Source organism: Pseudomonas sp. PVC-3-1 (genome assembly GCF_057444315.1).
Map to the genome: position 1 here is coordinate 2,208,115 of NZ_CM172023.1, position 23,322 is coordinate 2,231,436.

The following is a 23,322-nucleotide window of genomic DNA, read 5'->3' on the forward strand; positions in this document are numbered from 1 at the left end:
GCTGGCCGAGCCTTCCGACGTCAACGGCTGGTGTAGGAGCGGACTCTGTCCGCGATTGGCCCGAGACTGCACAGCGGTGGCAAGCGATCGCGGACGGAGTCCGCTCCTACCTAGGCCGGTTCGAGCAGGAGCAGGGCTCCGGCGCAGCAAGCCGCCACCGCTGGTGCCAGACTCACATCCCCTTCTTCTTCTCGCCCTCCACCGGCGCACTCAGGTCCAGCCCTTTCGGCGCCGGCTGCCCCTTGGTCGGTGGCGCCAGCTGCTTCTGCACATCCGCCTGGATTGCCTGCAGCACCGGCAGCAGATCACGCATGTTCTCGCGCACTTCCGGGTAGGCATGCTTCTGCGCCAGTTCATCCACGCGCATCAGCAGTTGCACGCGCACTTCCGGCGGCAGGTGGATGAAGAGTTCGGGCAACTGCTTGGCCAGCTCGGCGCTGTAGAGCACCAGGTCCTGGCGGTCGAACTGGGCGGTCAGGCCCAGGTAGTCCAGCGCACTGCTGGTGAGCATCGAGGCGGCGGCCTTGGCTTCCTGCATGCCCTGCAGGCGCACCGGATTGCGCTGCTCGCTCTGCGCCAGGGTCATCCAGAACTCCACCGTCAGGTTGAACAGGATCGCCTGTTCGCGCAGCGAGTAGCTCATCAGGCCCAGCGCCTCGGCGCCATAAGGCTGCTTGGCGGCGCGGAAGTTGAAGTACAGGCGCATCAGCTCCTTGAGCTTGAACAGCACCTCGCGCGCCTCGTTCTGCCGCAGCTCCAGCGGCGCGTAGATGTTCAGCTGCGGGCGGAAATTTTCCTCGCTGACCATGCGCTGGTAGATCGGCCCGGTGAACTCGCCGCTGCGCCGGGGCAGGCCGTTGACCTGGGTCTCGTCGATCTTCTTCAGCGCGTCGATCAGCACCTGGTAGTCGGCGCTGGTCCAGTTGCGCTGGATGTCGGGAATCTTCTGGCCCAGGTAATACAGGTCGGCGGACAGGGCAGGGCGGCACAGGAGCAGCAACAGCACGGCCAGCGGCCACAGCGAACGGCGAGTCAGGATCGGCACGAACGGGCTTTCCTTGCGCGAGGGCGGGTCGCGCTAGGTTAGCGGGGTGCGCGGCCTGCGTCATCCCGTGACGGGTCTCGACACTACCTAGGTTGGGCGCGGCAGCGTGGGCGCTGTGGTGTGATTGGGTTTTAGAACAACAAGCACGGGAGTCACTCGTCCATGACCGCCACATTGTCTGTGCAACCGCCGCTGGCCGAGGGCCTGGCCCGCTATGGCTTCGGCCCGCTGCCGCTGGCCGCGCTGAAAGCGCGTTACGCCTCGCCCGAGTCCGGCTCGAAGTTCATCCATGTCGACGGCTTCGACATTCATTACCGTGACGAAGGCAGCCCGGACAAGCCGGTGCTGGTCATGGTCCACGGCGTGATGGCTTCGCTGCACACCTGGGACGGTTGGGTTGCTGAACTGTCCCAGCACTTCCGCATCGTTCGCCTCGACGTGCCCGGCTTCGGCCTCACTGGCGGCGGCCAGGACCGCGAGTACGACGGCGAGCGTCTGGTGAAAGTGTTCGGCATGTTCCTCGACCGCCTGGACCTCAAGCATGTCTCCATCGCCGGTAACTCCCTGGGCGGCTACATCGCCTGGAACTACGCGCTGGCCAATGCCCACCGCGTCGAGCGGCTGATCCTGATCGACCCGGCCGGCTACTACATGCAGAAGGTCCCGCTGATGATCGCCAGCGCGGTGCTGCCGGGTGCCGGCATCATGATGCCGATGTGGATGCCGCGCGCACTGGTCGCCCAGGGCATCAAGGAAGTCTACGGCGATGCGCGCAAGATCAAGCCGGGTGTGATCGACCGTTACTACGACATCAGCCGCCGGCCGGGTAACCGCCGCGCGATGATCGACATCTTCCGCGTGCTGGTGAAGGCCAACCGCGAGGAACTGCCCACCACCCCCAACCGCGTTGCTGCGCTGAAGGTGCCGACGATGCTGATGTGGGGTGAGCGCGACCGCTGGATTTCGCCGCGCCATGTGCCGATGTGGCAGCGTGATGTACCGGGGATCGAAGTAAAGGTGTATCCGGGCGTGGGGCATATCCCGATGGAGGAAATCCCCGAGGAGTCGGCGGCGGATGCGTTGCGTTTCCTGCATGCCTGACTGTTGATCAGTCCTTGAAAAGCCCGGCCCAGTGCCGGGCTTTTTCGCGAGCTGCTTTTTGTAGGAGCGAGCTTGCTCGCGAACCGCATGAGCCCCAGGCTCGCCAGCCGAGCAAAGACCTTCGCGAGCAAGCTCGCTCCTACAGGGGACTCTGCGTCCGCAAACGAAACCGCCCCGACTAGGCGGGGCGGTGTTCGGAGCGAAAGGCGGATCAGCCGGCGTGGGCCATCGGCTGCGGGTCGTACTCCTTGCGCACCTCGTACAGCACATCGAGATTGTTGTGCTGCCACGGGTGGAAGTCGGACTTGAAGAAGTCCAGGTATTCGCGCAGCAGCGGGCGGAACACGCCGTGCTTGCCCCAGGTCCACTTGATGCCGTCGCGCCAGACGCGCCAGTTCCACAGCAGGCCATCCACCTTGAGCATGTGCACCAGGCCGCGGAAGGTATCCAGCACGAAGAAGAAGGTCGCCATGCGCATCGCCCGACGCAGCAGCTTGCGGCTACCGCAGACCTGGTTGTAAACGTCGAAGGCCACTGCCTTGTGCTCGGTTTCCTCCAGCGCATGCCAGCGCCACAGGCGCTGCATCACCGGGTCGGCGCCTTCCATGGTGCGCGGGTCGGTCAGCAGCCCGTTGGCCATGATCGCGGTGATGTGTTCCAGCGCGGCGGTTGCGGCGAGTTGGCGGCGGGCTGGGAATTTCTTCTGGGTGAAGCGGATGCGCGCCTGGGCGCGCTTTTCGATGGCGGTGACGTCATAGCCCAGGTCGCGCAGGCGCTGGCTATAGGTCAGGTGCTCACGGCTGTGGTGGCCTTCCTGGCCAATGAAGCCGCGGATCTGTTCCTTGAGCACCGGGTCGGTGATCTGGTCGCGGAACTGTCGCACCGAGTCGATGAAGAAGCGCTCGCCGTCGGGGAAGAGCACCGACATGGCGTCGAACAGATGGGACTTGAAGGCGTCTCCGCCGTGCCAGTGACGCGGCAGCGGATCGGGCAGATCGAAGTCCATGTGCCGGGGCTTGATCTCCAGTCCTGCAGGGGTGGTGCTGGCCATGGCGGCTCCAGTGTTGTGGTTATCCATGGTCAGTACTCTGGGCTTGTAGGGAAAGCGTCACAAGGTTATTGTCTGCCAACTTTCCGGTCATATCCGGCCAGCGGTCACTATAAGAAAAACCATGAAACAACCGCTCAATTTCACCGCCGAACTGGTGCCCGTCGCCTATGCGCAGGCACTCCTGGACCTCGCCGAAGAACTGGGCGTGCCGCGCACGCGTTTGTTCGAGCTCGCCCGCGTGCGCTCCGAAGTGCTGCAGAGCCCCAACGGCCGGCTGTCCTTCGTTGACTTCCACCAGCTCTCCAGCGCCGCCCTGGCGCACTGCAACGAGCCGGCCTTCGGCCTGTTGCTGGGGCAGCGGCTGAATGTCTCCACCCACGGCATCCTCGGTTATGCGGTGCTTTCCAGCGCCAACCTCGAACGCGCCATTGCCTTTGCCCTGAAGTACTACCGAGTGCTCGGGCTGGCCTACGACCTGGAGATGGTGGAAGACCACGGCGTCTCGTACCTGCGCGCCAGCGAGTCGATTCCCCTGGGCCCCACCAGCCGCTTCGCCGCCGAAGGCCTGATGACCAGCCTGCACACCATCGCGCGCTTCCTGGTGGGCGAACCGCTGCAGGGCGTCAGCGTCGGTTTCGCCTACGCCGAGCCAGACTACGCGGACCGTTACGCCGAAGTGTTCGGCGGCGAGGTGCTGTTCGACCAGCCGTTCCACTTCATCGGCTTGCCCAGCGAATACCTGACGCGGCCCATGGCGCTGGCCAACCCGGCCACGGTGCAGATGTGCGAGCAGCAGTGCGAGGCGCTGCTGGCCACGCTGGACGTGCAGGAAGGCCTGCTGACGCGCATTCGCCGCTTGCTGCTGGCGCGCCCCGGCGAGTTCCCCGACCTGGAGGGCGTCGCAGCCGACCTGCACACCAGCGGCCGCAGTCTGCGTCGACATCTTTCGAACCTGGGCACCACCTACCAGGAGGTGCTCGACGATGTGCGCAAGCGCTTGGCCCTTCAATACCTCACCACGACCCACCTGCCGCTCTACGAGATCGCGCTGCTGCTGGGCTTCAACGACCCGTCGAACTTCCGCCGGGCGTTCCGCAAGTGGACTGGCAAGCTGCCCACCGACTACCGCCAGGGCGACTGAATCCTCGAGCCGGTACGACTCGCCAGGGCGCGGCGGAATCGGCGAAAATACCCGCCGTGTTCTTCCGCAACCCAGCGAGTCTTCGATGAGCGAACAGCCTGCCCTGATCCGCGAAACCTTCCCCGTCGGCCCCTTGCAGTGCAACTGCACCATCATCGGCGACCCGCTGACGAAGAAGGCCATCGTCGTCGACCCGGGCGGCGACCACGAACTCATCCTGCAGCGCCTCGATGCGCTGGGGCTGAAGGTGGTCAGCATCATCCACACCCACGCGCACCTGGATCACTTCCTCGCCTCCGGGCAGATGAAGGAAAGGACTGGCGCGACCCTGCACCTGCACAAGGACGACCAGTTCCTCTGGGACAACCTGGAAATGCAGTGCCGTATGTTCGGTGTGCCCTATACCCCGGTGCCTTCCCCCGACCAGTGGCTGGCCGACGACGAGGAACTGGCCTGCGGCTGTGGCGTGGCGCTGCATACACCGGGGCATACGCCCGGCTCGATGAGCTTCTGGTTCCCCCAGGACAAGCTGCTGATCGCCGGCGATACGCTGTTCCGCCGCAGCATTGGCCGTACCGACCTGTGGGGCGGCGACTATGCCACCATCGAGCGCTCGATCCGCGATCGCCTGTATTCGCTGGACGAAGAGGCGACCGTGGTCACAGGTCACGGCCCGGATACCTGCCTGGGCGACGAGATGCGGGAGAACCCCTTCATCCGCGCTTAAGGTTGCTACGGAATTATTTGCACGACCTAAGCTCTAATCTGCCGCCCGATAATGGGTGTTTCGCTATTCGAGGAGTCATCCGACATGTTCACCGCACGTAGTCTGTCCATGGTCGCGGCTGCCACCGCCTTTGCCCTCATGGCCGGTTGCGCCTCCCAGAACCCCTATGACCCCAATACCCAGGCTCCGCCGGCCGAGGGCGGCATGAGCAAGACCGCCAAGTACGGTGCGCTGGGTGCACTGGCCGGTGCCGTCGCCGGTGCTGCGATCAACCACGACAACCGTGGCAAGGGCGCAATGATCGGCGCTGCCGCCATCGGTGCCGCCGCCGCCGGCTACGGCTACTACGCCGACAAGCAGGAAGCCAAGCTGCGCCAGCAGATGCAGGGCACCGGCGTGCAGGTCGAGCGCCAGGGTGACGACATCAAGCTGATCATGCCGGGCAACATCACCTTCGCCACCGATTCGGCGAACATCGCGCCGTCGTTCTACACCCCGCTGAACAACCTGGCCAACTCCTTCAAGGAGTTCAACCAGAACAGCATCGAGATCGTCGGCTACACCGACAGCACCGGCAGCCGCCAGCACAACATGGACCTGTCCCAGCGCCGGGCGCAGTCGGTCGCGACCTACCTGACTTCTCAGGGTGTCGATGGCACTCGCGTCAGCACCCGCGGCATGGGGCCGGACCAGCCGATTGCCTCCAACGCCGACGCCAACGGCCGCGCGCAGAACCGCCGCGTGGAAGTGAACCTGAAGGCGCTGCCGGGCGCACAAACCCAGCAGTACCAGCAGTAAGCCCCGCCCATGAAAAAGCCCGCCGATTGGCGGGCTTTTTCGTTGCGGCACCTCGTGGGGCGCTTGGCTGAACCTGTAGGAGCGAGCTTGCTCGCGAACGGGAATCGCTCGGCGTTGGGCGGTTCGCGAGCAAGCTCGCTCCTACAAAAGCTGGCTCACGCTTTGGCTGCAGCGGGAAATTCGCGGTGCAGTTGGGTCAGCAACTGGTCCTTGCGCTCCCACAGCTGGTTCACCCACAGCTGGAATTCGGCGCGGTAGCCCTCGTCCTGGTCGTAGCTCTTGCCGACGAACTGGCGGGGGATTTCCATTTCCTCGAAGCGCACCACCACCGCACGCAGGCGGCCGGAGAGCAGGCACCAGAAGGTCGGGCGACCGTCAGGGTAATGGATGGTGACGTTGACCAGGGTGCGCAGCTGTTCGCCCATGGCGTCGAGCACGAAGGCGATGCCGCCGGCCTTGGGCTTGAGCAGGTGCTGGAACTGGGAGTTCTGCTCGTCATGCTTGGCCTGGGTGAAGCGGGTGCCTTCGAGGAAGTTGAAGATCGCTACCGGAATGCGGCTGAACTTGGCGCACGCCTTGCGGGTGGTTTCCAGGTCCTTGCCTTTCTTTTCCGGGTGCTTGGCCAGGTAGGCCTTGGTGTAGCGCTTCATGAAGGGGAAATCGAGCGCCCACCAGCACAGACCGATGACCGGCACCCAGATCAGCTCCTGCTTGAGGAAGAAGCGCAGCAGCGGGATGCGGCGGTTGAGCTGGTACTGCAGCACGAGGATGTCGACCCAGCTCTGGTGATTGCTGGTTACCAGGTACGAGTGGTCGTACTCCAGGTTCTGCAGGCCCTGCACGTTCCAGCTGGTGTTGCGGACCAGGTTCATCCAGCCCTTGTTGCAGGTGATCCAGCTTTCGGCGATCACGCTCATGACCTTGCTGAGCGCCAACTGGGCTGCACGGAAAGGCAGCAGCAGCTTGATGATCGACATGCTCAGCAGTGGAATGCACCAGCACAGGGTGCTCACCACCAGAATCAGAGTGGCGAGGATGCCGCGCAGGGTGTGCGGAAGGAAACTCAACATCGAGGAATGGTCCTTGTACGTAGGCGCCCGGTCGGCCGGGCGCGTGATGCGTTCGTGGGCACATCCCTCGTGCCTTGGGGTATCAGCCGTCCTTGCCGCTGTCCGCCTGGATCGCCGTCAGTGCGATGGTGTAGACGATGTCGTCCACCAGCGCGCCGCGTGACAGGTCGTTCACCGGTTTGCGCAGGCCCTGCAGCATCGGCCCGATGCTGACGCAGTCGGCACTGCGCTGGACCGCCTTGTAGGTGGTGTTCCCGGTGTTCAGATCGGGGAACACGAACACGTTGGCGCGTCCTGCCACCTGGCTCTCGGGGGCCTTCAGACGACCCACGCTGGCAATGGCGGCGGCATCATACTGCAAGGGGCCGTCAATCAACAGATCGGGGCGTTTTTCCCGCGCGATGCGCGTAGCTTCGCGGACTTTCTCGACATCTGCGCCGGTTCCCGACTCGCCGGTGGAGTAACTGATCATCGCCACCCGCGGGGTGATGCCGAAGGCCTGCGCCGAGGCGGCACTCTGCAGGGCGATCTCCGCCAGGTCACTGGCCGAAGGATCGGGATTCACCGCGCAGTCGCCATAGACCACCACCTGGTCGGGCAGCAGCATGAAGAACACCGAGGACACCAGGTTGTAGCCGGGCGCGGTCTTGATCAGTTGGAGCGCCGGGCGGATGGTGTTGGCGGTAGTGTGGATGGCGCCGGAGACCAGCCCGTCTACTTCGTCGAGGGCGAGCATCATGGTGCCCAGCACCACGTTGTCCTCCAGTTGCTGCTCGGCCATCGGCGCGTTCAGGCTCTTGCCCTTGCGCAGCTCGACCATGGGCTCGACGTAGCGGCTGCGCACCAGGTCCGGGTCGACCACTTCCAGGTCCTCGGGCAGGACGATGCCCAGCATCTGCGCCACGGCCTGCACGTCGTCGGGCTTGGCCAGCAGCACACAGCGGGCGATGCCGCGGGCGTGGCAGATGGCGGCGGCCTGCACGGTGCGCGGCTCGCTGCCTTCGGGCAGGACGATACGCTTGCCGGCACGGTTGGCGCGCTGGGTCAGCTGGTAGCGGAACACGGGCGGCGACAGACGCAGTTCATGGGGGGAGCCGCAGCGCTGCTTCAGCCATTCGAAGTCGATGTGCTCGGCGACGAACTCGGTGACGCGCTCGGCGCGCTCGCGGTCGTCCACCGGGATTTCCTTGTTCATCCGCGACAGGTCGCCGGCGGTATCGAAGGAACCGGTCTTCACCGTCAGCACCGGCAGGCCGCTCTGCAGCGCGCTGCGGCACAGCTCCATGATCCGCGCGTCCGGCGTCAGGCCCGAGCACAGCAGCAGGCCGGCCAGCGGCACACCGTTCATGGCGGCGAGGCAGGCGGCAAGGATGATGTCGTCGCGGTCGCCCGGCACTACCACCAGCACGCCAGGCTTGAGCAGGTGCACGGTGTTCGGTGCCGAGGGCGCGCAGAGGATGATCTTCTGCACGCGGCGTTGTTCGTAGTCGCCGGCGTTGAGCACACTGGCGTCCAGTAGGTCGGCCACGTCGCGGGTGCGCGGGGCATTCATCTCGTCCTGCCAGGGGATGCAGCCGAGCAGGCGCACATCGCCGTCGCGCAGCAGCGGGGAGTGTTCCTTCAGGCGTTCGCCGAACAGCCGTGCGGCTTCTTCGGCATCACGCGGCATGTCGTCGCTCTCGCCGCCACGCACCTTGTTCACGATCAGGCCGGCCAGGTGCGGGTCGCGCGGGCCGCCGAACAGTTGGGCAAGAATCTCGATGCGGTCGGACAGCTCGCCCACCGTCTCGTTGTCCGGCGCAGAGACGAGGATCACTTCGGCGTCCACGCTGCGTGCCAGGTGCGCGTTGATACGCGCGGCATAGCTGGCGTGCCTGGTCGGCACCATGCCCTCGACGATCATCACGTCCTTGTCCACGGCGACGCTGTTGTACATGCCGACGATGTCTTCAAGCAGTTCGTCGAGCAGGCCGTCGCCCAGCATGCGCTCGACCTTGGTCAGCGACAGCGGAGTGGGCGCGTTGAGGCCGTGGGTGCGTGCGACCAGTTCGCTGGAGCGTTCCGGGCCATCATCCCCGGCGTGGGGCTGGGCGATAGGCTTGAAGAAGCCGACTTTCAGGCCGGCGCGTTGCAGGGCGCGGATCAGGCCCAGGCTGGTGGACGTCAGGCCGACACCGAAACCGGTCGGTGCGAGGAAGAAGGTGTGCATCCGGGCTCCTTAAGCCGTACGGGAGTGGTTTGTGCCCTTGTGGGGCGCAACCGATGAATCTTCAGTCGAGCACTGCCAGGGTGTCGAGTGCGATCTGCTTCTCCTCGTTGGTCGGGATCACCAGCACGCGAGGGTGGCCCGGCAGGTGGATCGGCCCGCCGACGCCGCGCACGCAGCGGGCATTGGCTTCGCCGTCGAGTTCGAGGTTGAGCACGTGCAGGTGCTTGACCGTGAGGTTGCGCACCAGCGCGGAGTTCTCGCCGATGCCACCGGTGAAGATGATGCCGTCCAGGCGCGGCAGCGCACAGGTCAGCGAGGCCAGGGACTTGGCCAATCGGTAACAGAATACTTCGATGGCCAGCGCCGCATTGGCGTGGCCCTGCTCGCGGGCGTGCTCCAGGGTGCGCATGTCGTTGGACAGCCCCGACAGGCCGAGCAGGCCGCTGTCGTGGTTGAGCATGTGGTCGATCTTCTCCAGGCTCCAGCCCAGGGTGCGCGCCAGGTGGCTGTGCAGGTTCGGGTCGACGTCGCCCGAGCGGGTGCCCATCATCAGGCCTTCCAGAGGGGTCAGGCCCATGCTGGTGTCGCGGCTCTGTCCGTTGGCGATGGCGCAGGTGGAGCTGCCGTTGCCCAGGTGCGCGGACAGCCAGTAGCTGTCGCCCACTGCCAGCCCACTCATCTCCGCCGCCTTGTGGCTGACGTAGCGGTGGCTGGTGCCGTGGAAGCCGTAGCGGCGCACGTGCTGCTCGCGGTACAGCGGCTCGGGGATGGCGTAGCGGTAGGCGCGCTCGGGCAGGCTCTGGTGGAAGGCGGTGTCGAACACCGCGATGTGCGGCAGGTTCGGGTAGAGCGCCATGGCGGCGTCGATGCCCACCAGGTTCGCCGGGTTGTGCAGCGGCGCCAGCGGGGAGGTCTCGCGGATGGCACTGAGCACTTCGTCGGTCAGGCGCGAGGCCTGGGTGAAGCGCTCGCCGCCGTGCACCACGCGGTGACCGATGGCGTGCAGCTCGCCCTGCGCAGCCTGGGCCACCAGCGGCAGCAGGCGGGCGAGGGCGGCCTTGTGGTCACCGCCGGGGAGCTCCAGGGTTTGTGGCTGCTCGTCGGCCTCGCCCTGCCAGCGCAGGCTGGCGCCATTGGAGCCGAGGCGCTCGGCCAGGCCGTGGAGAATGAAGTCTTCGCGCCCTTCTCGAACCAGAGCGAACTTGATCGACGAACTGCCGCAGTTGATCACCAGGATATTGCGAGCCGGCATGCCTACTCCTTGTTGCTGTCGGATTGCCTGGCGCACCAGCCGCAGGGGAACCAGCGGCCAATCTGCGCCATGCGCTGCTGCGGGTCCAGCACCCAGGGCCGCGACTGCCAGGGCGGCTGGTGGCGCAGGTGCTGGGTGTGGCCGCAGGACAAGACTGCCACCCAGTGGCCGTCTTCGTCCTGATGAAAGTCAAGCAGGCGCGGCGGGGCAGCGTCATCCCGTCCGTCCGTCTTCGGGTCGCATTCGGGGGCGTCGCCGCGTAAACTTACGCGCTCAACTTCTATATCAGATAGGTTTCGAACCATGCAGATCGCGGCCAACAAGGCGGTTTCCATCGACTATACCCTGACCAACGACGCGGGTGAGGTCATCGACAGCTCCGCTGGCGGCGCTCCGCTGGTCTACCTGCACGGTGCCCACAACATCATCGGCGGCCTGGAAAAGGCCCTGGAAGGCAAGCAGGTTGGTGACGAGCTGGACGTGACCGTCGAGCCGGCCGATGCCTACGGCGAATATAGCGCCGAGCTGGTTGCTACCCTGACCCGTGAAATGTTCGAAGGCGTGGACGAGCTGGAAGTCGGCATGCAGTTCCACGCTTCCGCTCCGGACGGCGGCATGCAGATCGTCACCATCCGCGACATCGAAGGTGATGACGTGATCGTCGACGGCAACCACCCGCTGGCCGGCCAGCGCCTGAACTTCAAGGTGAAAGTGGTCGACATTCGCGACGCTTCGGCTGAAGAAGTCGCCCATGGCCACGTCCATGGCGAAGGTGGTCACCACCACTGATCGCTGTCGCCCGGTCGGTCAGCGACCGGGTGAAGCCATCATTGAGCTGCTACGCTCAATCGGGAAAGGCGCCTTCGGGCGCCTTTCTCATGCGACCTGATCTACTGCAACAAGGCCAGGGCATTTTTCCCGCATCGACTGGGATTGCGCAGCACGACGGACAGGTTGTCCGCTCCCTGCGCGGGCACTTCGTGCCTACTTCTTCAAGGAGCAAGCAATGAGCGCTTTTCACGATCTGACGCTGCATGGTCTAGACGGCCAGGATCTGCCGCTGGCCCCGCTCAAGGGCAAGGTCGTGCTGGTGGTCAACGTCGCCTCGAAGTGCGGCCTGACTCCGCAGTACGCCGCTCTGGAAAACCTCTACCAGCAATACAAGGATCAAGGGTTCGTGGTACTGGGCCTGCCGTGCAACCAGTTCGCCGGGCAGGAGCCGGGCAGCGAATCCGAGATCCAGTCGTTCTGCTCGCTGAACTATGGGGTCAGCTTCCCCATGTCGGGCAAGCTCGAGGTCAACGGCTCCGAGCGCCATCCGCTGTACCGCCTGCTGGCGGGCGAGGGCGCCGAGTTTCCCGGCGACATCACCTGGAACTTCGAGAAATTCCTACTCGGCCCGGATGGCCGCGTGCTGGCCCGCTTCAGCCCGCGCACTACGCCGGATGATCCGGCGTTGATCCATGCAATCGAGAAGGCGCTGGGCGCCTGATCCTCCCCGGCGGGAGAGGGCGCATACGCCAATCCCGCCGGCATTTCTCCCCTCTGTCTTGTTCCGCGCGGGGAGCGGCGGCTTAATCGGGTGACTTGTTTCCGGAGCCCGCCATGAGCCGTTTCGCCGCCGAGTCCGCCTGTCTGCCGGCCACACCCGATGCCCTGCGCGCGCTGATCGAACAGCGCCGCGCGATACGCCGTTTTCTCGATGAGCCAGTGCCTGACAGCGTTCTGCGCGACAGCCTGGAACAGGCGGTGCTTGCCCCCAATGCCTGCAATCTGCAGCCGTGGAGCTTCCAGGTGATTCGCGATGCCGAGCTGCGGCGCCGATTGGTGCCGGTGTGCCTGGGGCAGAACGCGGCGCGCACCGCGCCGGTGCTGATCGCTGTGCTGGCGCGCCCGGATACCTGGCGCGAGTCCTGTGCGGCCATCCTCGATCAATGGCCCGAGCCCCAGGTGCCGGAGAAGGTCCGGCACTTCTACGAGCGCACCGCACCCTTCCAGTACAACCAGGGCGTCTTCGGCCTGCGTGGTCTGTTCAAGCGCGTCCTCTACAGCGTGGTCGGACTGCGCCGTGCGCTGATGCGCCAGCCCAACAGTCATGCCGAGATGCGTCTGTGGGCGGTGAAGTCCACCGCGCTGGCGGCGCAGAACCTGATGCTCGCGCTACAGAGCCACGGCTACGCCACCTGTCCCCTTGAGGGCTTCGACGAAGTGCAGTTGCGCAAGGTGCTGGAGATTCCCCGCCGTGCCGTGCCGATCATGCTGCTGGCGGTAGGGCGGGCTGCCGACAACGGCGTCTACAACCCGCGCCTGCGCTTTCCGCTGGAGCAGCGCGTCAGTTGGCACTGAGCGCATCGGGCCGCGTCAGCACGCCCATGCGCCCGCCGCCGAAGGACCAGTCATCGGCCTCGCTGGTGGTGATCTGCACCATGACATCCTCGCTGGCGATGCCCAGGCGTTCACCCAGTCGCGCGTTCAAGCGGCGGTAGAACGCCTGCTTGGTCTGGGCGTCGCGCGGGCGGCCGATGGTGATGGCGATCAGCACGAAGTCGTCGCTGCGCGGCCCGCCCAGGTAGTGGCGGTTGAAGACGAATTCTTCTGCCTCGTGCTGGTGGATCATCACGAACTGGTCGCCCTCCGGCACGTTGAAGGCCTCGTGCATGGCGTCGTAGACGGTGTCGGCGAGCTCGCGCAGGTACTCGGCTTGCTTGCCCTTGAGCAGGGAGATGCGGACGGTAGGCATGGCGCCGTTCCTCGGTGAGTGATTGACGAGTTCAGGCTAGCCCGGCAAGTTAATTCTGAAAATCGGGAAATATTTGATCGATAGTTCGATTATTCAGGATGGTTGCCATGGCCCGCATCAACTTCGACCTGGACGTGCTGCGCACCTTCGTCACCGGCATCGAGCTGGGCAGCTTCGCCCGCGCCGCGGATCGCCTGGGGCGTTCGACTTCTGCCGTTAGCGCGCAGTTGAAGAAGCTGGAAGAACAGGCCGGCACGCCGGTGCTGCGCCGTGAAGGACGCGGCATGGCGCTGACCGAGGCGGGTGAGACCCTGCTGGCCTACGCTCGCCGCCTGCTGGAGTTGAACGACGAAGCAGCCGGCGCCTTGCGCGGCGGTTCCCTGGAAGGTCGGGTGCGCCTGGGTTTGCAGGAAGACTTTGGTGAAACCCTGTTGCCCGCGGTGCTGGCGCGTTTTGCCCGCGCCCATCCGAAAGTCCGTATCGAGGTGCGCACGGCGCGCAATCAACAGCTCATTGAAGGCGTGCGCAATGGTGAGCTGGATCTGGCGCTGGCCTGGGAAACCGGCGAGCGTACGCCGCACATGGAACGCGTCGGGGCGGTGGCGCAATGCTGGATCGGTGCGCCGGAAGCACTCCCGCCCCCCGGCGCGGCCCCCTTGCCGCTGGTGATGCTGGAGGCGCCGTGCCTGCTGCGCAGCGCGGCTACCGCGGCGCTGGATCGGGCCGGCATTGCCTGGCGTGTAGCGTTCACCAGTGCCGGGCTGTCCGGCATCTGGGCGGCGGTTGGCGCAGGGCTGGGTGTCGGCCTGCGCACGCCTATCGGTTTGCCGGCCAGCGTTCAACGGCTGGATGCCCAGCGCGCCGGGCTGCCGACCATGGCGCCGTTGGGGCTGTGCCTGCATCGCAGCGAGGCCGAGCCGGAAGCGGTGGTGGAGCGCCTGCGTGAGTTGCTGCAGGAGGGCGTCGCGGAGCTGCTGGAAAGCCCGGCGATTCGCTGATCCGTTTCTGAGGGAAAATCACTGCGATCAATGGTGCTGGAAAAAGCGAGACGACCGGTCATATTCTTGCGCCCATGAACAGTATCCGACTCGACAAACGCGACCTGATCCTCGCCAAGGGCTCCCTGGCGATGACCCGCAGCGGCTACCACGGCACCGGCGTGCAGGACATCGTCCAGGCCGCCGGCATTCCCAAGGGCTCCTTCTATCACTACTTCGAGAGCAAGGAAGATTTCGCCCTGCAGGCCCTGGAGCATCTGTACGCACCGCGCCTGGCGCGCTACGCCGAGGCGCTGAGCAACCCGGCACTGGGCCCGCGCGCACGTATCCTTACCTATTACCGCGAGCTCCTGGCGCACTTCGCCCGCCAGGAGAAGCTCGAATACCACTGCTTCATCGGCAGCCTGAGCTTCGAGATGGCCGAGCTGTCGCCAGCCATCGCCGAACGGGTCGACGGTATCCTCCAGCAGTCCATCGATACCCTGCGCGACTGCCTGGCCGACGCCCAGCGTGCGGGTGAACTGCCGGCAGCGGAAGACGCCGAATCCCTGGCCGAATTTATCGGCAATGCCTGGCAGGGCGTGTTGGCGCGGATGAAGGTCAGCGCCTCGCTCAAGCCCGTGGAACGCTTTATCGAACGTCTGGAGCATTTGCTTCAGGCCTGATCTGCCTGAGTCATCCCAACCCTTTTCAGCCCTTCATAAAAAGTGAGACGACCGGTCGCCTGGTCGTCATGGAGACTGCAATGACTGCATCCGTAGACACCCTGTTCTCACCCTTCCGCCTGGGCGGCCTGGAACTGCCCACGCGTATCGTGATGGCGCCGATGACCCGCAACTTCACCCCGGGCGGCGTACCCCACGCCCAGGTGGTCGAGTACTACCGTCGCCGCGCCGCCGCCGGTGTCGGCCTGATCGTCACCGAAGGCACCACGGTCAACCACAAGGCCGCCAATGGCTACCCGAACGTGCCGCGCTTCCATGGTGAAGATGCCCTGGCCGGCTGGAAGCAGGTGGTCGACGCCGTGCACGCCGAAGGCGGCAAGATCGTCCCGCAGCTGTGGCACGTCGGCGCCGTGCGCCGCCTGGGCACCGAGCCGGACGCCAGCGTTCCGGGCTATGGCCCCAGCGGCAAGGAAAAGGACGGTACCGTGCTGGTCCATGAGATGACCAAGCAGGACATCCAGGAAGTCATCGCCGCCTTCGCCCAGGCCGCCGTCGACGCCCAGTCCATCGGCATGGACGGCGTGGAAATCCACGGCGCCCACGGCTACCTGATCGACCAGTTCTTCTGGGACGGCAGCAACAAGCGCACCGACGAATACGGTGGCAGCCTGGCCAACCGTTCGCGCTTCGCCATCGAGCTGATCCAGGCCGTGCGCGCCGCGGTCGGCCCGGACTACCCGATCATCTTCCGCTTCTCCCAGTGGAAGCAGCAGGACTACAGCGCCCGCCTGGTGCAGACCGCCGAAGAGCTGGAAGCCTTCCTCAAGCCGCTGTCGGATGCCGGCGTGGACATCTTCCACTGCTCCACCCGCCGCTTCTGGATTCCGGAATTCGAAGGCTCCGACCTCAACCTGGCCGGCTGGACCCGCCAGCTGACCGGCAAGCCGACCATCACTGTCGGTAACGTCGGCCTGGATGGCAGCGAGTTCCTGGCCTTCTTCGGCAACACCGAGGAAGTCGCCCAGCCGTCCGGCATCGATGGACTGCTGGAGCGCCTGAACAAGGAAGAGTTCGACCTGGTGGCCGTCGGCCGAGCCCTGCTGGTCGACCCGGACTGGGCGGTGAAAGTGCGTGACGGCCGCCTGGCGGACATCAAGCCCTTCAGCCGTGATGCGCTGATGTCGCTGGCCTGATTCGCGACCTGATGTGAAAAAGCCCCTGGCATCGACGGTGCCAGGGGCTTTTTGCTTTTCGTAGGATCGAGGGCGACGTCCGGTTCTTGCTCGCGAACCGAGTCCCCGGCGGAACCCGTTCGCGAGCAAGCTCGCTCCTACAAGGTTTGCGCCGGTTATGGCGAATCATTGATTGCGTGAATGCTCTGAAAGCCCCGTCCTAGGCGTTTACAAATCTTTTCCGAGACCCACCTTTCCGCATGCTGACTTCCCAGTCCGAAACGGGCAGAGTATGAACGCGTTCACACAACAATAGGCCGGGAGACGGCCATAGGAGTAAGTCATGCGGATCGGCTTGGTAGTCGATGCAACCTGCGACCTTCCCCCCGAATTCCTTGCTGCCAACAATATTCGCGTGCTGCCCATCGGTATCCGTGTGGGTGAGCGTCGCATCGTCGATGACCGCGACCCCGACACTACCCTCAAGTTCTATTCCCAGGACCTGCCCAAGGTCGGCCCCGAGGATGGCAGCGAACCGCTGACGCCGGCGCAGACCCACGACTGGTTCCTGGAGCAGCTGGTCACCGATTTCGACTACGTGATCTGTCTGACTGTGACCAGCCAGCGCAGTCCGATCTTCGAGCACGCCACCCAGGCTTCCTTCAGCCTGCTGCAGAGCTACAAGGAGCGTCGCGCCGCCGCCGGTATTGCCGGGCCGTTCGCGCTGCGGGTGATCGACAGCCAGACGGTGTTCGCCGGCCTCGCCGTGCTGGCCGCCGAAGGCGTGCGCCTGCTCGGCGAAGACCAGCACCCCAACGCTGTGCGCACCCGCCTTGAACAGCTCAGCCAGCAGATGAACACCTTCCTGGTCGCCAGCGACCTGGGGCACATCCGCCGCCGTGGCTTCCAGAAGGGCGACCGCAGCAGCATCGGCGATCGTCTGCGCGGTGCCTTCCTCGGCCTGGGTTCGATGCTGGACATGAAGCCGGTTCTGAGCCTGGTGCAGGGCGAGGACAAGCCGGTTTCGGTGTCGCCGAACTACGAAAAATCCGCTGAGCGTCTGCTCAACTTTGCCCGCGCGCGGGTCGAGGCGGGCGAGTTGCTGGCGCCGCAGATGTGCCTGAGCTATGCCGGCGATCCCACCGCCCTGCGTGACCTGCCCGGTTTCGCCGCGCTGGAAGCGGCCTGCCAGGCCAAGGGCGTGCAGGTGCACCTGGCGATGCTCAGCCCCACCGGCGGCATCAACCTCGGCGCTGGTGCCATGAGCCTGTCCTTCGCTGCAGAGCCCAAGCCCTTCGCCTGACCGCTACTTGTGAGCTTCAGGGTGGCCCAGGCTGCCGGGATTCTTCCCCGGCAGGCCTGCGCGGCAGGCTTCCTGCAGATATCCTTCGAAACGCTCCACCACCGTGTCCCACGCCTGATGGATGGCGTGGTGACGGGCGTTGAGACGCACCCGGCGCAACCGCTCCGGGTCTTCCAGCAGCCAGCTCGCGGCCTCGAAGAAGCTCTGCTCCTCTCCCGGTACGCCCAGCACGCCATTGTGTCCGTGGCGGATGTGCTGGCCGGCGGCCGCCTGGTCGAAGGCCACCACCGCCAGCCCTGAGGCCAGCGCTTCCAGCACCACGTTGCCGAAGGTTTCCGACAGGCTTGGGAAGAGAAACAGGTCGCCGCTGGCGTAGCGCCGGGCCAGTTCCTCGCCGCGTTGCAGGCCGCAGAACACCGCTTCGGGCAGGTCCTTCTGCAAGTGCGCGCGCTGCGGGCCGTCGCCGACTATCACCAGCCGCAGCTTGAGTTGCGGATGCGCTGCACACAGGGCGCGGAAGCTGCTGCCCAGCAGCGAGAGATTCTTCTCCGCCGCCAGCCGGCCGACGTGCAGTACGGCGATATCACGCTCGCTCAGGCCCCATTCGCGGCGCAGCGCTTCATCGCGCCGGACAGGGTTGAACAATTGGCTGTCGACGCCGCGCGAAAGCTGCGCCAGGCGTTCGAAGCCGCGTCGCTGCAACTCCATGGACTGGCTGGCGCTGGGCACCAGGGTCTGCTGGGTGCGGTTGTGGAACCAGCGCAGGTACAGCGTGACCAGGCGCATCAGCGGGCCGAAGCCGTAGTGCGCGCTGTACTGCTGGAAATTGGTATGGAAGCCGCTGATCACCGGAATCCGCAGACGCCGCGCGGCGCGCAGGGCGGCGAGGCCGAGCGGACCTTCGGTGGCGATGTAGAGCACATCCGGGCGGAAGCGATTCCAGTGGCGCAGCAGCTTGTGCAGGCACGACTGACCCCATTGCAGGCCGGGATAGCCTGGCAGCGGCCAGCCGCGGGTGAGCAGGAGTTCGCCGTCGCTGTGACGGCCTTCATCGCCCTGCTGGCGCGGGCGCACGACCTGGATCTGGTGCCCGAGGCGCAACAGCCCCGAGGCCAGCCGGCCAAGGGTGTTGGCGACGCCGTTGATTTCCGGCGGAAAGGTTTCGCTGATCAGCGCGATGCGCAGGGGAGTCGTGGTCATGCTCGCAGTGTCCCGGCGCGCGGTGGCGCGCCGATGACAATGCGATGATCGATAGGTGACAGCCGCCGAGGAGCGGGAGCCGGTTACTTCACCAGCGCCTTCTCGCCGCCTTCACGCACCCAGAACAGCACCGCGCCGGCCACGGCGGCTGGCATGGCGACCAGGTTGACCACCGGGATCAGCAGCGCCAGGTAGGTGATGCCGCCAAAACCCATGCAAGCCCAGCGCTTGCTGCGCAGCCAGGCGAGCATCTCGTTCCAGCCCAGCTTGTGGTTGTCCGCCGGGTAGTCGATGTACTGCACGGCCATCATCCACACGCCGAAAATCAGCCAGAGCGGCGCGGCGATCAGGTTCAGGCCGGGGATCAGGCTGAGAATGAACAGCGCGATGGCACGCGGCAGGAAGTAGCCGAGCTTGCGCAGCTCGCGGCCGATGGTGCGCGGCACCATGGCCATCAATTCGCCCCAGCTGAACTCGGGGAAGTCGTCGGTGCCGCGCACCACCACCTCGACCTTCTCCGCCAGGAAGCCGTTGAAGGGCGCGGCGATGATGTTGGCGATCATGGTGAAGGTGAAGAACACGATCAGCAGCACCAGCGCCACGAATAGTGGCCAGAGGATGAACTGCAGGAAACTCAGCCAGTCCGGCAGGGTCGGCATCAGCCAGTCGACCCACTGGCTGAACTGGTTGATGGCAAAGCCGATCAGGCCGACGAATAGCAGGATGTTGATGCTCAGGGGCAGCAGGACGAACAGCCGCAGGCCGGGGCGCATCATCAGTTTCAGGCCTTCGCTGAGGTATTGCGGGCCGCTCAGGGTGGACATTGGCATCTCCAGGTGTGAACCGTTGGCGACCTTAGCAGACCCGGCGAACGACCGGCGAGCCGTCTGTTTTGCCGGGTATGTGTTCTCCCTGCCGCTCTCAGGCGGGCGTATAGCGATTGCAGCGGTTGCGGTCCTGCTTGGCCTGGTACATGGCAATGTCGGCGGCGCGGGTGAGGGCATCGGCGTCGCCGGCATCCTGCGGGTAGAAGGCAATGCCGATGCTGGGGGTGACGAAATCGATCACCTGGCCGCCCAGATGGTAGGCGCCGCCCAATATGCTCAGCAGGCGTGTGCCGAGGGCTTCGGCCTGTTCCGGCTCGGCGTTCTCCAGCAACACGGCAAACTCGTCGCCGCCCAGGCGGAAGGCCTGGTCCGGTTGGCGCAGGCTGCCGCGCATGCGCTCGCCCACCGTGCTGAGCAATGCATCGCCGATGGCATGGCCGAAGCGGTCGTTGACCTGCTTGAAGCGGTCCAGGTCGATGTACAGCAGGGCCACCCGGTTGCTGTGCACGACCGCGTGCTGCAATTGCTCATTGAAGGCCTTGCGGTTGCCCAGTTCGGTGAGGGTATCGCGGTACGCCAGGTCGATCAGTTGTTTCTGGTAGGCCACCTGGTCACTGATGTCGCGCAGGATCCCGCGGAACCCGAGGAACTCGCCGTGGGCGTCGCGGATCGCCGAGAGCCGCGTCTCGCAGCTCACCAGCCGACCGTCGCGGCGCTTGAAGGGGGCGGAGAAGGTGGTTTCCTGCTCATCGTCGCGGGCTTGCTGGTAGAGGCCCTGGGCGCGGCGCAGGTCATCCTCCTGCAGCAGGATGCTGAAGTGCTGGCCGTCCAACTGCTCGGCGTCGTAGCCGAGCATGCGGCATAGCGCGGGGTTGAGGGTGCGGATGACGCCCCGGGTGTCCATCTCGAAGTAGCCGTCGCGGATCGCGTCGAGGATCGCCCGGTCCCGCGCCTCGCTTTGTTCCAGGCGGTCGAGGGTGCGGTTCATCTCGGTGGCCAACTGGCCCAGTTCATCCGCCCCTTGCGGGCTCAGCCGCGAGGGGGTGTCGTCCTGGCCGATGACCGCGACTTCGCGGTTCATGGTGGTGACCCGGCGGATGATGCGGAACTCCAGGGCGATGTAGGCGAGCAGGGTGGCGCCGCCAAGCAGGGCCAGGGTCAGGTAGAGGAACAGGCGCACGGCCTGTCGGCCTTGCTGGTACAGCGGCCGGGGGCTGGTGAGTTCCAGGCGCAGTTGCGGTTTGCCACGGGAATCTAGATAGAGCAGCGACATCTGCTGGCTGTTCTCGTCCAGCAGGCGCCGCGGGCTGAGCAGGGTGGCGCCGCGCCCGGTGGGGATGTTCAGGGTGCGCCAGTCCTTCTCCAGCACCTGGTCCTGCACCAGGCGCAGGGTCGCGCCCATCTGGGTCTGCAGGTTGGACATGCGCGCGTTGTCCAGCAGCACGCCGGCGATCACCGCGCCGGCGGGCTTGGCGGTGCCGGAGGTATTGCTGATCGGGTAGCTGAGCAGCAGTTGCGGAACACCCTCCACCTGCAGCAACTGGTCGAGGCTGTGGCGCGGGTCGTCGTCCATGTCCAGCGCGCCCAGCCGCAGCGCCGTTTCCAGGATGCTGCGGCGCAGCTGATTGGCGTCCGGCACTTGCTGGCCGGGGAAGCGCTGGGGCAGTTCGTCGAGCTTCCATTGCTGGGCGAGTATGTGGCCGTCGCGGTCGACGTAGAGCACATAGTCGAAGCCGAGGATGCCGAGCAGGTCCTGGTCGAGGTTGTCCTCGACGAAGCGCGCCTGCGGCAGGCGCATGAACTGGTAGCTGGAGTCCCACCAGGCGTAGCTGTGGACGATATCGAGGTTGCGCTGTTTCTCGTAGGCGATGCGGTTGTGGACGATGCGCACCTCGTCGGCCAGGCGCTGGCGGTCCCCGCGATCGAAGCGGTCGAGCAGGATCATGTCCGACAGCAGCCAGACCCCTGCGAGGCTCGCAGTGAACAGGGGCAGGCACAGCCATAGCAGGCGGGCGCGAAGGTTCATGGTGGTACTGGTGACCTTTGGTTTGCTTGAGTCTAGCCATCCAGGCAATGGGCGCCCGTCGCATAGGGACAGCCTATGAGGGGCATTGAGATTGGGCATTTCAGCAGGACCTGGCGGCGGCGATAAGCTGCGCGCCATGTGGTATCGAACGAGTTCGAGGGTCGATCCGACACTCCCTGACTTATCTCAAGGAGCCGAGGGCGACTGCGGAAATCCCTGACTTATCTCAAGGGTTTCCCGGAGTTCTGCGGGACAATGCAAAGCGTGACTCAGGTCACACCGCATTGCCCACGGTCTCCGGGCCATGCGGTCCGCGCAAGAAACTTTTACGTGGAGCTGCCGCCCTCCCAACCTTCCCCCTGGTGCTTTGGCAGCTCCCTTTTCTTTTGCACCCCGCTCCTCATCCGAGCACTGGAGGCTGTCATGTCTGATCGTCACGCGCGCGTCATCATCCTGGGTTCCGGGCCTGCGGGCTACAGCGCCGCGGTCTATGCTGCCCGCGCCAACCTCAAGCCGCTGCTGATCACCGGAATGCAGGCCGGCGGCCAACTGACCACCACCACCGAGGTCGACAACTGGCCAGGCGATCCCCACGGCCTGACCGGCCCCGCGCTGATGCAGCGGATGCAGGAACACGCCGAGCGCTTCGAGACCGAAATCGTCTTCGACCACATCCACGGTGTCGACCTGGCTGGCAAACCCTTCGTGCTCAAGGGCGACAGCGGCACGTACAGCGCCGATGCGCTGATCATTGCCACCGGCGCCAGTGCGCGATACCTGGGCCTGCCCTCGGAAGAAGGCTTCATGGGCAAGGGCGTGTCCGCCTGCGCCACCTGCGACGGCTTTTTCTATCGCAACCGCGAAGTAGCGGTGGTCGGCGGCGGCAACACCGCCGTGGAAGAAGCGCTGTACCTGGCCAACATCGCCAGCAAGGTGACCCTGGTGCATCGCCGCGAGAGCTTCCGCGCCGAGAAGATCCTGCAGGACAAACTGCGTGCGCGTATCGCCGAAGGCAAGATCGAGCTGCGCCTGAACGCCCAGGTGGAAGAAGTGCTGGGCGACGACATGGGCGTTACCGGCGTGCGCCTGCGCCACAATGATGGCGAGGCTTCGGAGCTTGCGGTCGACGGCCTGTTCGTTGCCATTGGCCACACGCCCAACACCTCGCTGTTCGAAGGCCAGCTCGAGCTGAAGGACGGCTACCTGGTGGTGAACGGCGGCCGTGACGGCAACGCCACAGCGACCAGCATTCCCGGTGTATTTGCTGCTGGCGACGTGGCCGATCACGTCTACCGCCAGGCGATCACCTCCGCCGGCGCCGGCTGCATGGCCGCGCTGGATGTGGAACGTTATCTGGATTCCCTGTAACGGCCCGAAGAGCCGGCGTGCAGGAAGGGGCCCCGCTATGCGGGGCCTTTTTCTGTCCGTATCGCGGGAAAAGGGATCGTTGCAGGGCGGATAGCGCGCAAACCGTTATTCGCCCTACGTACTGGGGCTTAGGCCTGGCTTCTCGTAGGAGCGAGCTTGCTCGCGAACCGCACAACGCCTACCTGGCAGGTTCGCGAGCAAGCTCGCTCCTACAGGTGCAGACCGTTGCGCGCGAAATAAAAAAGCCCCGCATCAGCGGGGCTTTTTCATCGAGCTAGAACCTCAGCCGCGGCGCGACAGCGGCTGGCGCTCGAAGTTGACGCCGGCCAGCCCGGTGTTCTGCAGGGCGCGGATGTTGGCGTGGTCGGTGCCCTCGGGGTGCTCGCGCACCGCGCGGTAGTGCTCGCCGAACGCCAGCAGCGATTCTTCTTCGCTCAGGCCTTCGAGAATGGCGAAGCCCAGGGTCTTGCAGGAACCTTCGTTCTGCCCGGCGGGGTTTTCCACGCTGCCGTTGGTGAAGGCACTGGGGGTGTAGCTGTAGTGCTCGGCGATGTACGCCAGGGTATCGGTGAACAGGTGCTGCTCGCTGCGCAGGCGCGAGCGGAAATCGGTCAGGGTCATCAAGGCAA

At 65.4% G+C, this 23,322-nt stretch carries 23 protein-coding genes; 12 read left to right on the plus strand and 11 right to left on the minus strand.

What is annotated here, in order from left to right; all coding sequences use genetic code 11:
• Nucleotides 1-172 precede the first annotated feature (172 nt).
• The gene (locus tag AC2T4A_RS10225) at nucleotides 173-1,045 is read right to left on the minus strand and encodes a hypothetical protein (protein ID WP_416744747.1); all 873 of its coding nucleotides are present in this window, start codon (nucleotides 1,043-1,045) and stop codon (nucleotides 173-175) included.
• Between the two features lie 162 nt (nucleotides 1,046-1,207).
• Between AC2T4A_RS10225 and AC2T4A_RS10230 the strand changes: the two genes are divergently transcribed.
• Nucleotides 1,208-2,146 carry an alpha/beta fold hydrolase gene (locus tag AC2T4A_RS10230; protein WP_478377848.1) on the plus strand — a complete coding sequence of 313 codons (939 nt, stop codon included), beginning with the start codon at nucleotides 1,208-1,210 and terminating at the stop codon, nucleotides 2,144-2,146.
• A gap of 211 nt (nucleotides 2,147-2,357) precedes the next feature.
• Here AC2T4A_RS10230 and AC2T4A_RS10235 read toward each other — a convergent pair whose 3' ends face one another.
• Nucleotides 2,358-3,197 carry a metal-dependent hydrolase gene (locus AC2T4A_RS10235; RefSeq protein ID WP_416744957.1) on the minus strand — a complete coding sequence of 280 codons (840 nt, stop codon included), beginning with the start codon at nucleotides 3,195-3,197 and terminating at the stop codon, nucleotides 2,358-2,360.
• Nucleotides 3,198-3,318: 121 nt separating this feature from the next.
• Here AC2T4A_RS10235 and AC2T4A_RS10240 point away from each other — a divergent pair, with 121 nt between their 5' ends.
• The 3 genes from AC2T4A_RS10240 to AC2T4A_RS10250 all read left to right on the plus strand — a co-directional run bounded on the left by AC2T4A_RS10240 (nucleotide 3,319) and on the right by AC2T4A_RS10250 (nucleotide 5,863).
• Nucleotides 3,319-4,338 carry an AraC family transcriptional regulator gene (locus AC2T4A_RS10240; protein ID WP_486743223.1) on the plus strand — a complete coding sequence of 340 codons (1,020 nt, stop codon included), beginning with the start codon at nucleotides 3,319-3,321 and terminating at the stop codon, nucleotides 4,336-4,338.
• An 85-nt stretch (nucleotides 4,339-4,423) separates the two neighbouring features.
• The gene (locus AC2T4A_RS10245) at nucleotides 4,424-5,065 is read left to right on the plus strand and encodes an MBL fold metallo-hydrolase (protein ID WP_486743224.1); all 642 of its coding nucleotides are present in this window, start codon (nucleotides 4,424-4,426) and stop codon (nucleotides 5,063-5,065) included.
• Between the two features lie 84 nt (nucleotides 5,066-5,149).
• On the plus strand, nucleotides 5,150-5,863 hold the full coding sequence (locus AC2T4A_RS10250; protein ID WP_017519107.1) for a YiaD family glycine zipper/OmpA-like lipoprotein: 714 nt from the start codon (nucleotides 5,150-5,152) through the stop codon (nucleotides 5,861-5,863).
• A 155-nt stretch (nucleotides 5,864-6,018) separates the two neighbouring features.
• Here the strand turns inward: AC2T4A_RS10250 and AC2T4A_RS10255 are convergent, their stop codons facing one another.
• The 4 genes from AC2T4A_RS10255 to AC2T4A_RS10270 form a co-directional block, all read right to left on the minus strand.
• The gene (locus AC2T4A_RS10255) at nucleotides 6,019-6,933 is read right to left on the minus strand and encodes a 1-acylglycerol-3-phosphate O-acyltransferase, YihG family (protein WP_416744743.1); all 915 of its coding nucleotides are present in this window, start codon (nucleotides 6,931-6,933) and stop codon (nucleotides 6,019-6,021) included.
• A gap of 82 nt (nucleotides 6,934-7,015) precedes the next feature.
• Nucleotides 7,016-9,142 carry a phosphate acetyltransferase gene (pta, locus tag AC2T4A_RS10260; RefSeq protein WP_486743225.1) on the minus strand — a complete coding sequence of 709 codons (2,127 nt, stop codon included), beginning with the start codon at nucleotides 9,140-9,142 and terminating at the stop codon, nucleotides 7,016-7,018.
• A 61-nt stretch (nucleotides 9,143-9,203) separates the two neighbouring features.
• Nucleotides 9,204-10,394, minus strand: a complete 1,191-nt coding sequence (locus tag AC2T4A_RS10265; RefSeq protein WP_486743226.1) for an acetate kinase — start codon at nucleotides 10,392-10,394, stop codon at nucleotides 9,204-9,206.
• Nucleotides 10,395-10,396: 2 nt separating this feature from the next.
• Nucleotides 10,397-10,729, minus strand: a complete 333-nt coding sequence (locus AC2T4A_RS10270) for a DUF3565 domain-containing protein (protein WP_416744740.1) — start codon at nucleotides 10,727-10,729, stop codon at nucleotides 10,397-10,399.
• Between AC2T4A_RS10270 and AC2T4A_RS10275 the strand changes: the two genes are divergently transcribed.
• The 3 genes from AC2T4A_RS10275 to AC2T4A_RS10285 all read left to right on the plus strand — a co-directional run bounded on the left by AC2T4A_RS10275 (nucleotide 10,698) and on the right by AC2T4A_RS10285 (nucleotide 12,740).
• Nucleotides 10,698-11,183 (plus strand): FKBP-type peptidyl-prolyl cis-trans isomerase, encoded by a 486-nt coding sequence (locus AC2T4A_RS10275; RefSeq protein WP_017519102.1) that lies wholly within the window; start codon nucleotides 10,698-10,700, stop codon nucleotides 11,181-11,183. The two genes, AC2T4A_RS10270 and AC2T4A_RS10275, sit on opposite strands and share 32 nt — an antisense overlap.
• Nucleotides 11,184-11,400: 217 nt before the next feature.
• Nucleotides 11,401-11,886, plus strand: a complete 486-nt coding sequence (locus AC2T4A_RS10280; RefSeq protein WP_416744739.1) for a glutathione peroxidase — start codon at nucleotides 11,401-11,403, stop codon at nucleotides 11,884-11,886.
• Between the two features lie 113 nt (nucleotides 11,887-11,999).
• Nucleotides 12,000-12,740: a nitroreductase family protein gene (locus AC2T4A_RS10285; protein WP_416744738.1), complete on the plus strand. Its 741-nt coding sequence runs from the start codon at nucleotides 12,000-12,002 to the stop codon at nucleotides 12,738-12,740.
• On the opposite strand, the gene AC2T4A_RS10290 is transcribed toward AC2T4A_RS10285, so the two are convergent.
• Nucleotides 12,727-13,134: a tautomerase family protein gene (locus tag AC2T4A_RS10290; RefSeq protein ID WP_486743227.1), complete on the minus strand. Its 408-nt coding sequence runs from the start codon at nucleotides 13,132-13,134 to the stop codon at nucleotides 12,727-12,729. The genes AC2T4A_RS10285 and AC2T4A_RS10290 overlap by 14 nt on opposite strands.
• Before the next feature lie 107 nt (nucleotides 13,135-13,241).
• Between AC2T4A_RS10290 and AC2T4A_RS10295 the strand changes: the two genes are divergently transcribed.
• The 4 genes from AC2T4A_RS10295 to AC2T4A_RS10310 all read left to right on the plus strand — a co-directional run bounded on the left by AC2T4A_RS10295 (nucleotide 13,242) and on the right by AC2T4A_RS10310 (nucleotide 17,272).
• On the plus strand, nucleotides 13,242-14,132 hold the full coding sequence (locus AC2T4A_RS10295) for a LysR substrate-binding domain-containing protein (RefSeq protein WP_486743228.1): 891 nt from the start codon (nucleotides 13,242-13,244) through the stop codon (nucleotides 14,130-14,132).
• 74 nt (nucleotides 14,133-14,206) lie between these two features.
• On the plus strand, nucleotides 14,207-14,797 hold the full coding sequence (locus AC2T4A_RS10300; RefSeq protein ID WP_416744735.1) for a TetR/AcrR family transcriptional regulator: 591 nt from the start codon (nucleotides 14,207-14,209) through the stop codon (nucleotides 14,795-14,797).
• 80 nt (nucleotides 14,798-14,877) lie between these two features.
• Nucleotides 14,878-15,990 carry an NADH:flavin oxidoreductase gene (locus tag AC2T4A_RS10305; protein WP_478377842.1) on the plus strand — a complete coding sequence of 371 codons (1,113 nt, stop codon included), beginning with the start codon at nucleotides 14,878-14,880 and terminating at the stop codon, nucleotides 15,988-15,990.
• Nucleotides 15,991-16,312: 322 nt separating this feature from the next.
• Nucleotides 16,313-17,272 carry a DegV family protein gene (locus AC2T4A_RS10310; RefSeq protein WP_416744733.1) on the plus strand — a complete coding sequence of 320 codons (960 nt, stop codon included), beginning with the start codon at nucleotides 16,313-16,315 and terminating at the stop codon, nucleotides 17,270-17,272.
• Nucleotides 17,273-17,275: 3 nt separating this feature from the next.
• Here the strand turns inward: AC2T4A_RS10310 and AC2T4A_RS10315 are convergent, their stop codons facing one another.
• The 3 genes from AC2T4A_RS10315 to AC2T4A_RS10325 form a co-directional block, all read right to left on the minus strand.
• Nucleotides 17,276-18,472 (minus strand): glycosyltransferase family 4 protein, encoded by a 1,197-nt coding sequence (locus tag AC2T4A_RS10315; protein WP_486743229.1) that lies wholly within the window; start codon nucleotides 18,470-18,472, stop codon nucleotides 17,276-17,278.
• Between the two features lie 83 nt (nucleotides 18,473-18,555).
• Nucleotides 18,556-19,296: a sulfate transporter CysZ gene (gene cysZ / locus AC2T4A_RS10320; protein ID WP_486743230.1), complete on the minus strand. Its 741-nt coding sequence runs from the start codon at nucleotides 19,294-19,296 to the stop codon at nucleotides 18,556-18,558.
• A gap of 97 nt (nucleotides 19,297-19,393) precedes the next feature.
• Nucleotides 19,394-21,325 carry a sensor domain-containing diguanylate cyclase gene (locus AC2T4A_RS10325; RefSeq protein ID WP_486743231.1) on the minus strand — a complete coding sequence of 644 codons (1,932 nt, stop codon included), beginning with the start codon at nucleotides 21,323-21,325 and terminating at the stop codon, nucleotides 19,394-19,396.
• A 423-nt stretch (nucleotides 21,326-21,748) separates the two neighbouring features.
• On the opposite strand from AC2T4A_RS10325, the gene trxB reads away from it, so the two are divergent.
• The gene (gene trxB / locus AC2T4A_RS10330) at nucleotides 21,749-22,693 is read left to right on the plus strand and encodes a thioredoxin-disulfide reductase (RefSeq protein WP_486743232.1); all 945 of its coding nucleotides are present in this window, start codon (nucleotides 21,749-21,751) and stop codon (nucleotides 22,691-22,693) included.
• A gap of 282 nt (nucleotides 22,694-22,975) precedes the next feature.
• Here the strand turns inward: trxB and AC2T4A_RS10335 are convergent, their stop codons facing one another.
• Nucleotides 22,976-23,314: a HopJ type III effector protein gene (locus AC2T4A_RS10335; RefSeq protein WP_416744729.1), complete on the minus strand. Its 339-nt coding sequence runs from the start codon at nucleotides 23,312-23,314 to the stop codon at nucleotides 22,976-22,978.
• Nucleotides 23,315-23,322: the final 8 nt, after the last annotated feature.

Coding starts and splice junctions, on each gene's coding strand:
- AC2T4A_RS10310 (WP_416744733.1), top strand. CDS start 16,313: ATGCGGATCGGCTTGGTAGTCGATGCAACCTGCGACCTTCCCCCCGAA.
- AC2T4A_RS10270 (WP_416744740.1), bottom strand. CDS start 10,729: ATGGAAACCGCCTTGTTGGCCGCGATCTGCATGGTTCGAAACCTATCT.
- AC2T4A_RS10285 (WP_416744738.1), top strand. CDS start 12,000: ATGAGCCGTTTCGCCGCCGAGTCCGCCTGTCTGCCGGCCACACCCGAT.
- AC2T4A_RS10250 (WP_017519107.1), top strand. CDS start 5,150: ATGTTCACCGCACGTAGTCTGTCCATGGTCGCGGCTGCCACCGCCTTT.
- trxB (WP_486743232.1), top strand. CDS start 21,749: ATGTCTGATCGTCACGCGCGCGTCATCATCCTGGGTTCCGGGCCTGCG.
- AC2T4A_RS10305 (WP_478377842.1), top strand. CDS start 14,878: ATGACTGCATCCGTAGACACCCTGTTCTCACCCTTCCGCCTGGGCGGC.
- pta (WP_486743225.1), bottom strand. CDS start 9,142: ATGCACACCTTCTTCCTCGCACCGACCGGTTTCGGTGTCGGCCTGACG.
- AC2T4A_RS10235 (WP_416744957.1), bottom strand. CDS start 3,197: ATGGCCAGCACCACCCCTGCAGGACTGGAGATCAAGCCCCGGCACATG.
- AC2T4A_RS10300 (WP_416744735.1), top strand. CDS start 14,207: ATGAACAGTATCCGACTCGACAAACGCGACCTGATCCTCGCCAAGGGC.
- AC2T4A_RS10265 (WP_486743226.1), bottom strand. CDS start 10,394: ATGCCGGCTCGCAATATCCTGGTGATCAACTGCGGCAGTTCGTCGATC.
- AC2T4A_RS10335 (WP_416744729.1), bottom strand. CDS start 23,314: ATGACCCTGACCGATTTCCGCTCGCGCCTGCGCAGCGAGCAGCACCTG.
- AC2T4A_RS10295 (WP_486743228.1), top strand. CDS start 13,242: ATGGCCCGCATCAACTTCGACCTGGACGTGCTGCGCACCTTCGTCACC.
- AC2T4A_RS10290 (WP_486743227.1), bottom strand. CDS start 13,134: ATGCCTACCGTCCGCATCTCCCTGCTCAAGGGCAAGCAAGCCGAGTAC.
- AC2T4A_RS10240 (WP_486743223.1), top strand. CDS start 3,319: ATGAAACAACCGCTCAATTTCACCGCCGAACTGGTGCCCGTCGCCTAT.
- AC2T4A_RS10245 (WP_486743224.1), top strand. CDS start 4,424: ATGAGCGAACAGCCTGCCCTGATCCGCGAAACCTTCCCCGTCGGCCCC.
- AC2T4A_RS10325 (WP_486743231.1), bottom strand. CDS start 21,325: ATGAACCTTCGCGCCCGCCTGCTATGGCTGTGCCTGCCCCTGTTCACT.
- AC2T4A_RS10275 (WP_017519102.1), top strand. CDS start 10,698: ATGCAGATCGCGGCCAACAAGGCGGTTTCCATCGACTATACCCTGACC.
- cysZ (WP_486743230.1), bottom strand. CDS start 19,296: ATGTCCACCCTGAGCGGCCCGCAATACCTCAGCGAAGGCCTGAAACTG.
- AC2T4A_RS10280 (WP_416744739.1), top strand. CDS start 11,401: ATGAGCGCTTTTCACGATCTGACGCTGCATGGTCTAGACGGCCAGGAT.
- AC2T4A_RS10255 (WP_416744743.1), bottom strand. CDS start 6,933: ATGTTGAGTTTCCTTCCGCACACCCTGCGCGGCATCCTCGCCACTCTG.
- AC2T4A_RS10315 (WP_486743229.1), bottom strand. CDS start 18,472: ATGACCACGACTCCCCTGCGCATCGCGCTGATCAGCGAAACCTTTCCG.
- AC2T4A_RS10230 (WP_478377848.1), top strand. CDS start 1,208: ATGACCGCCACATTGTCTGTGCAACCGCCGCTGGCCGAGGGCCTGGCC.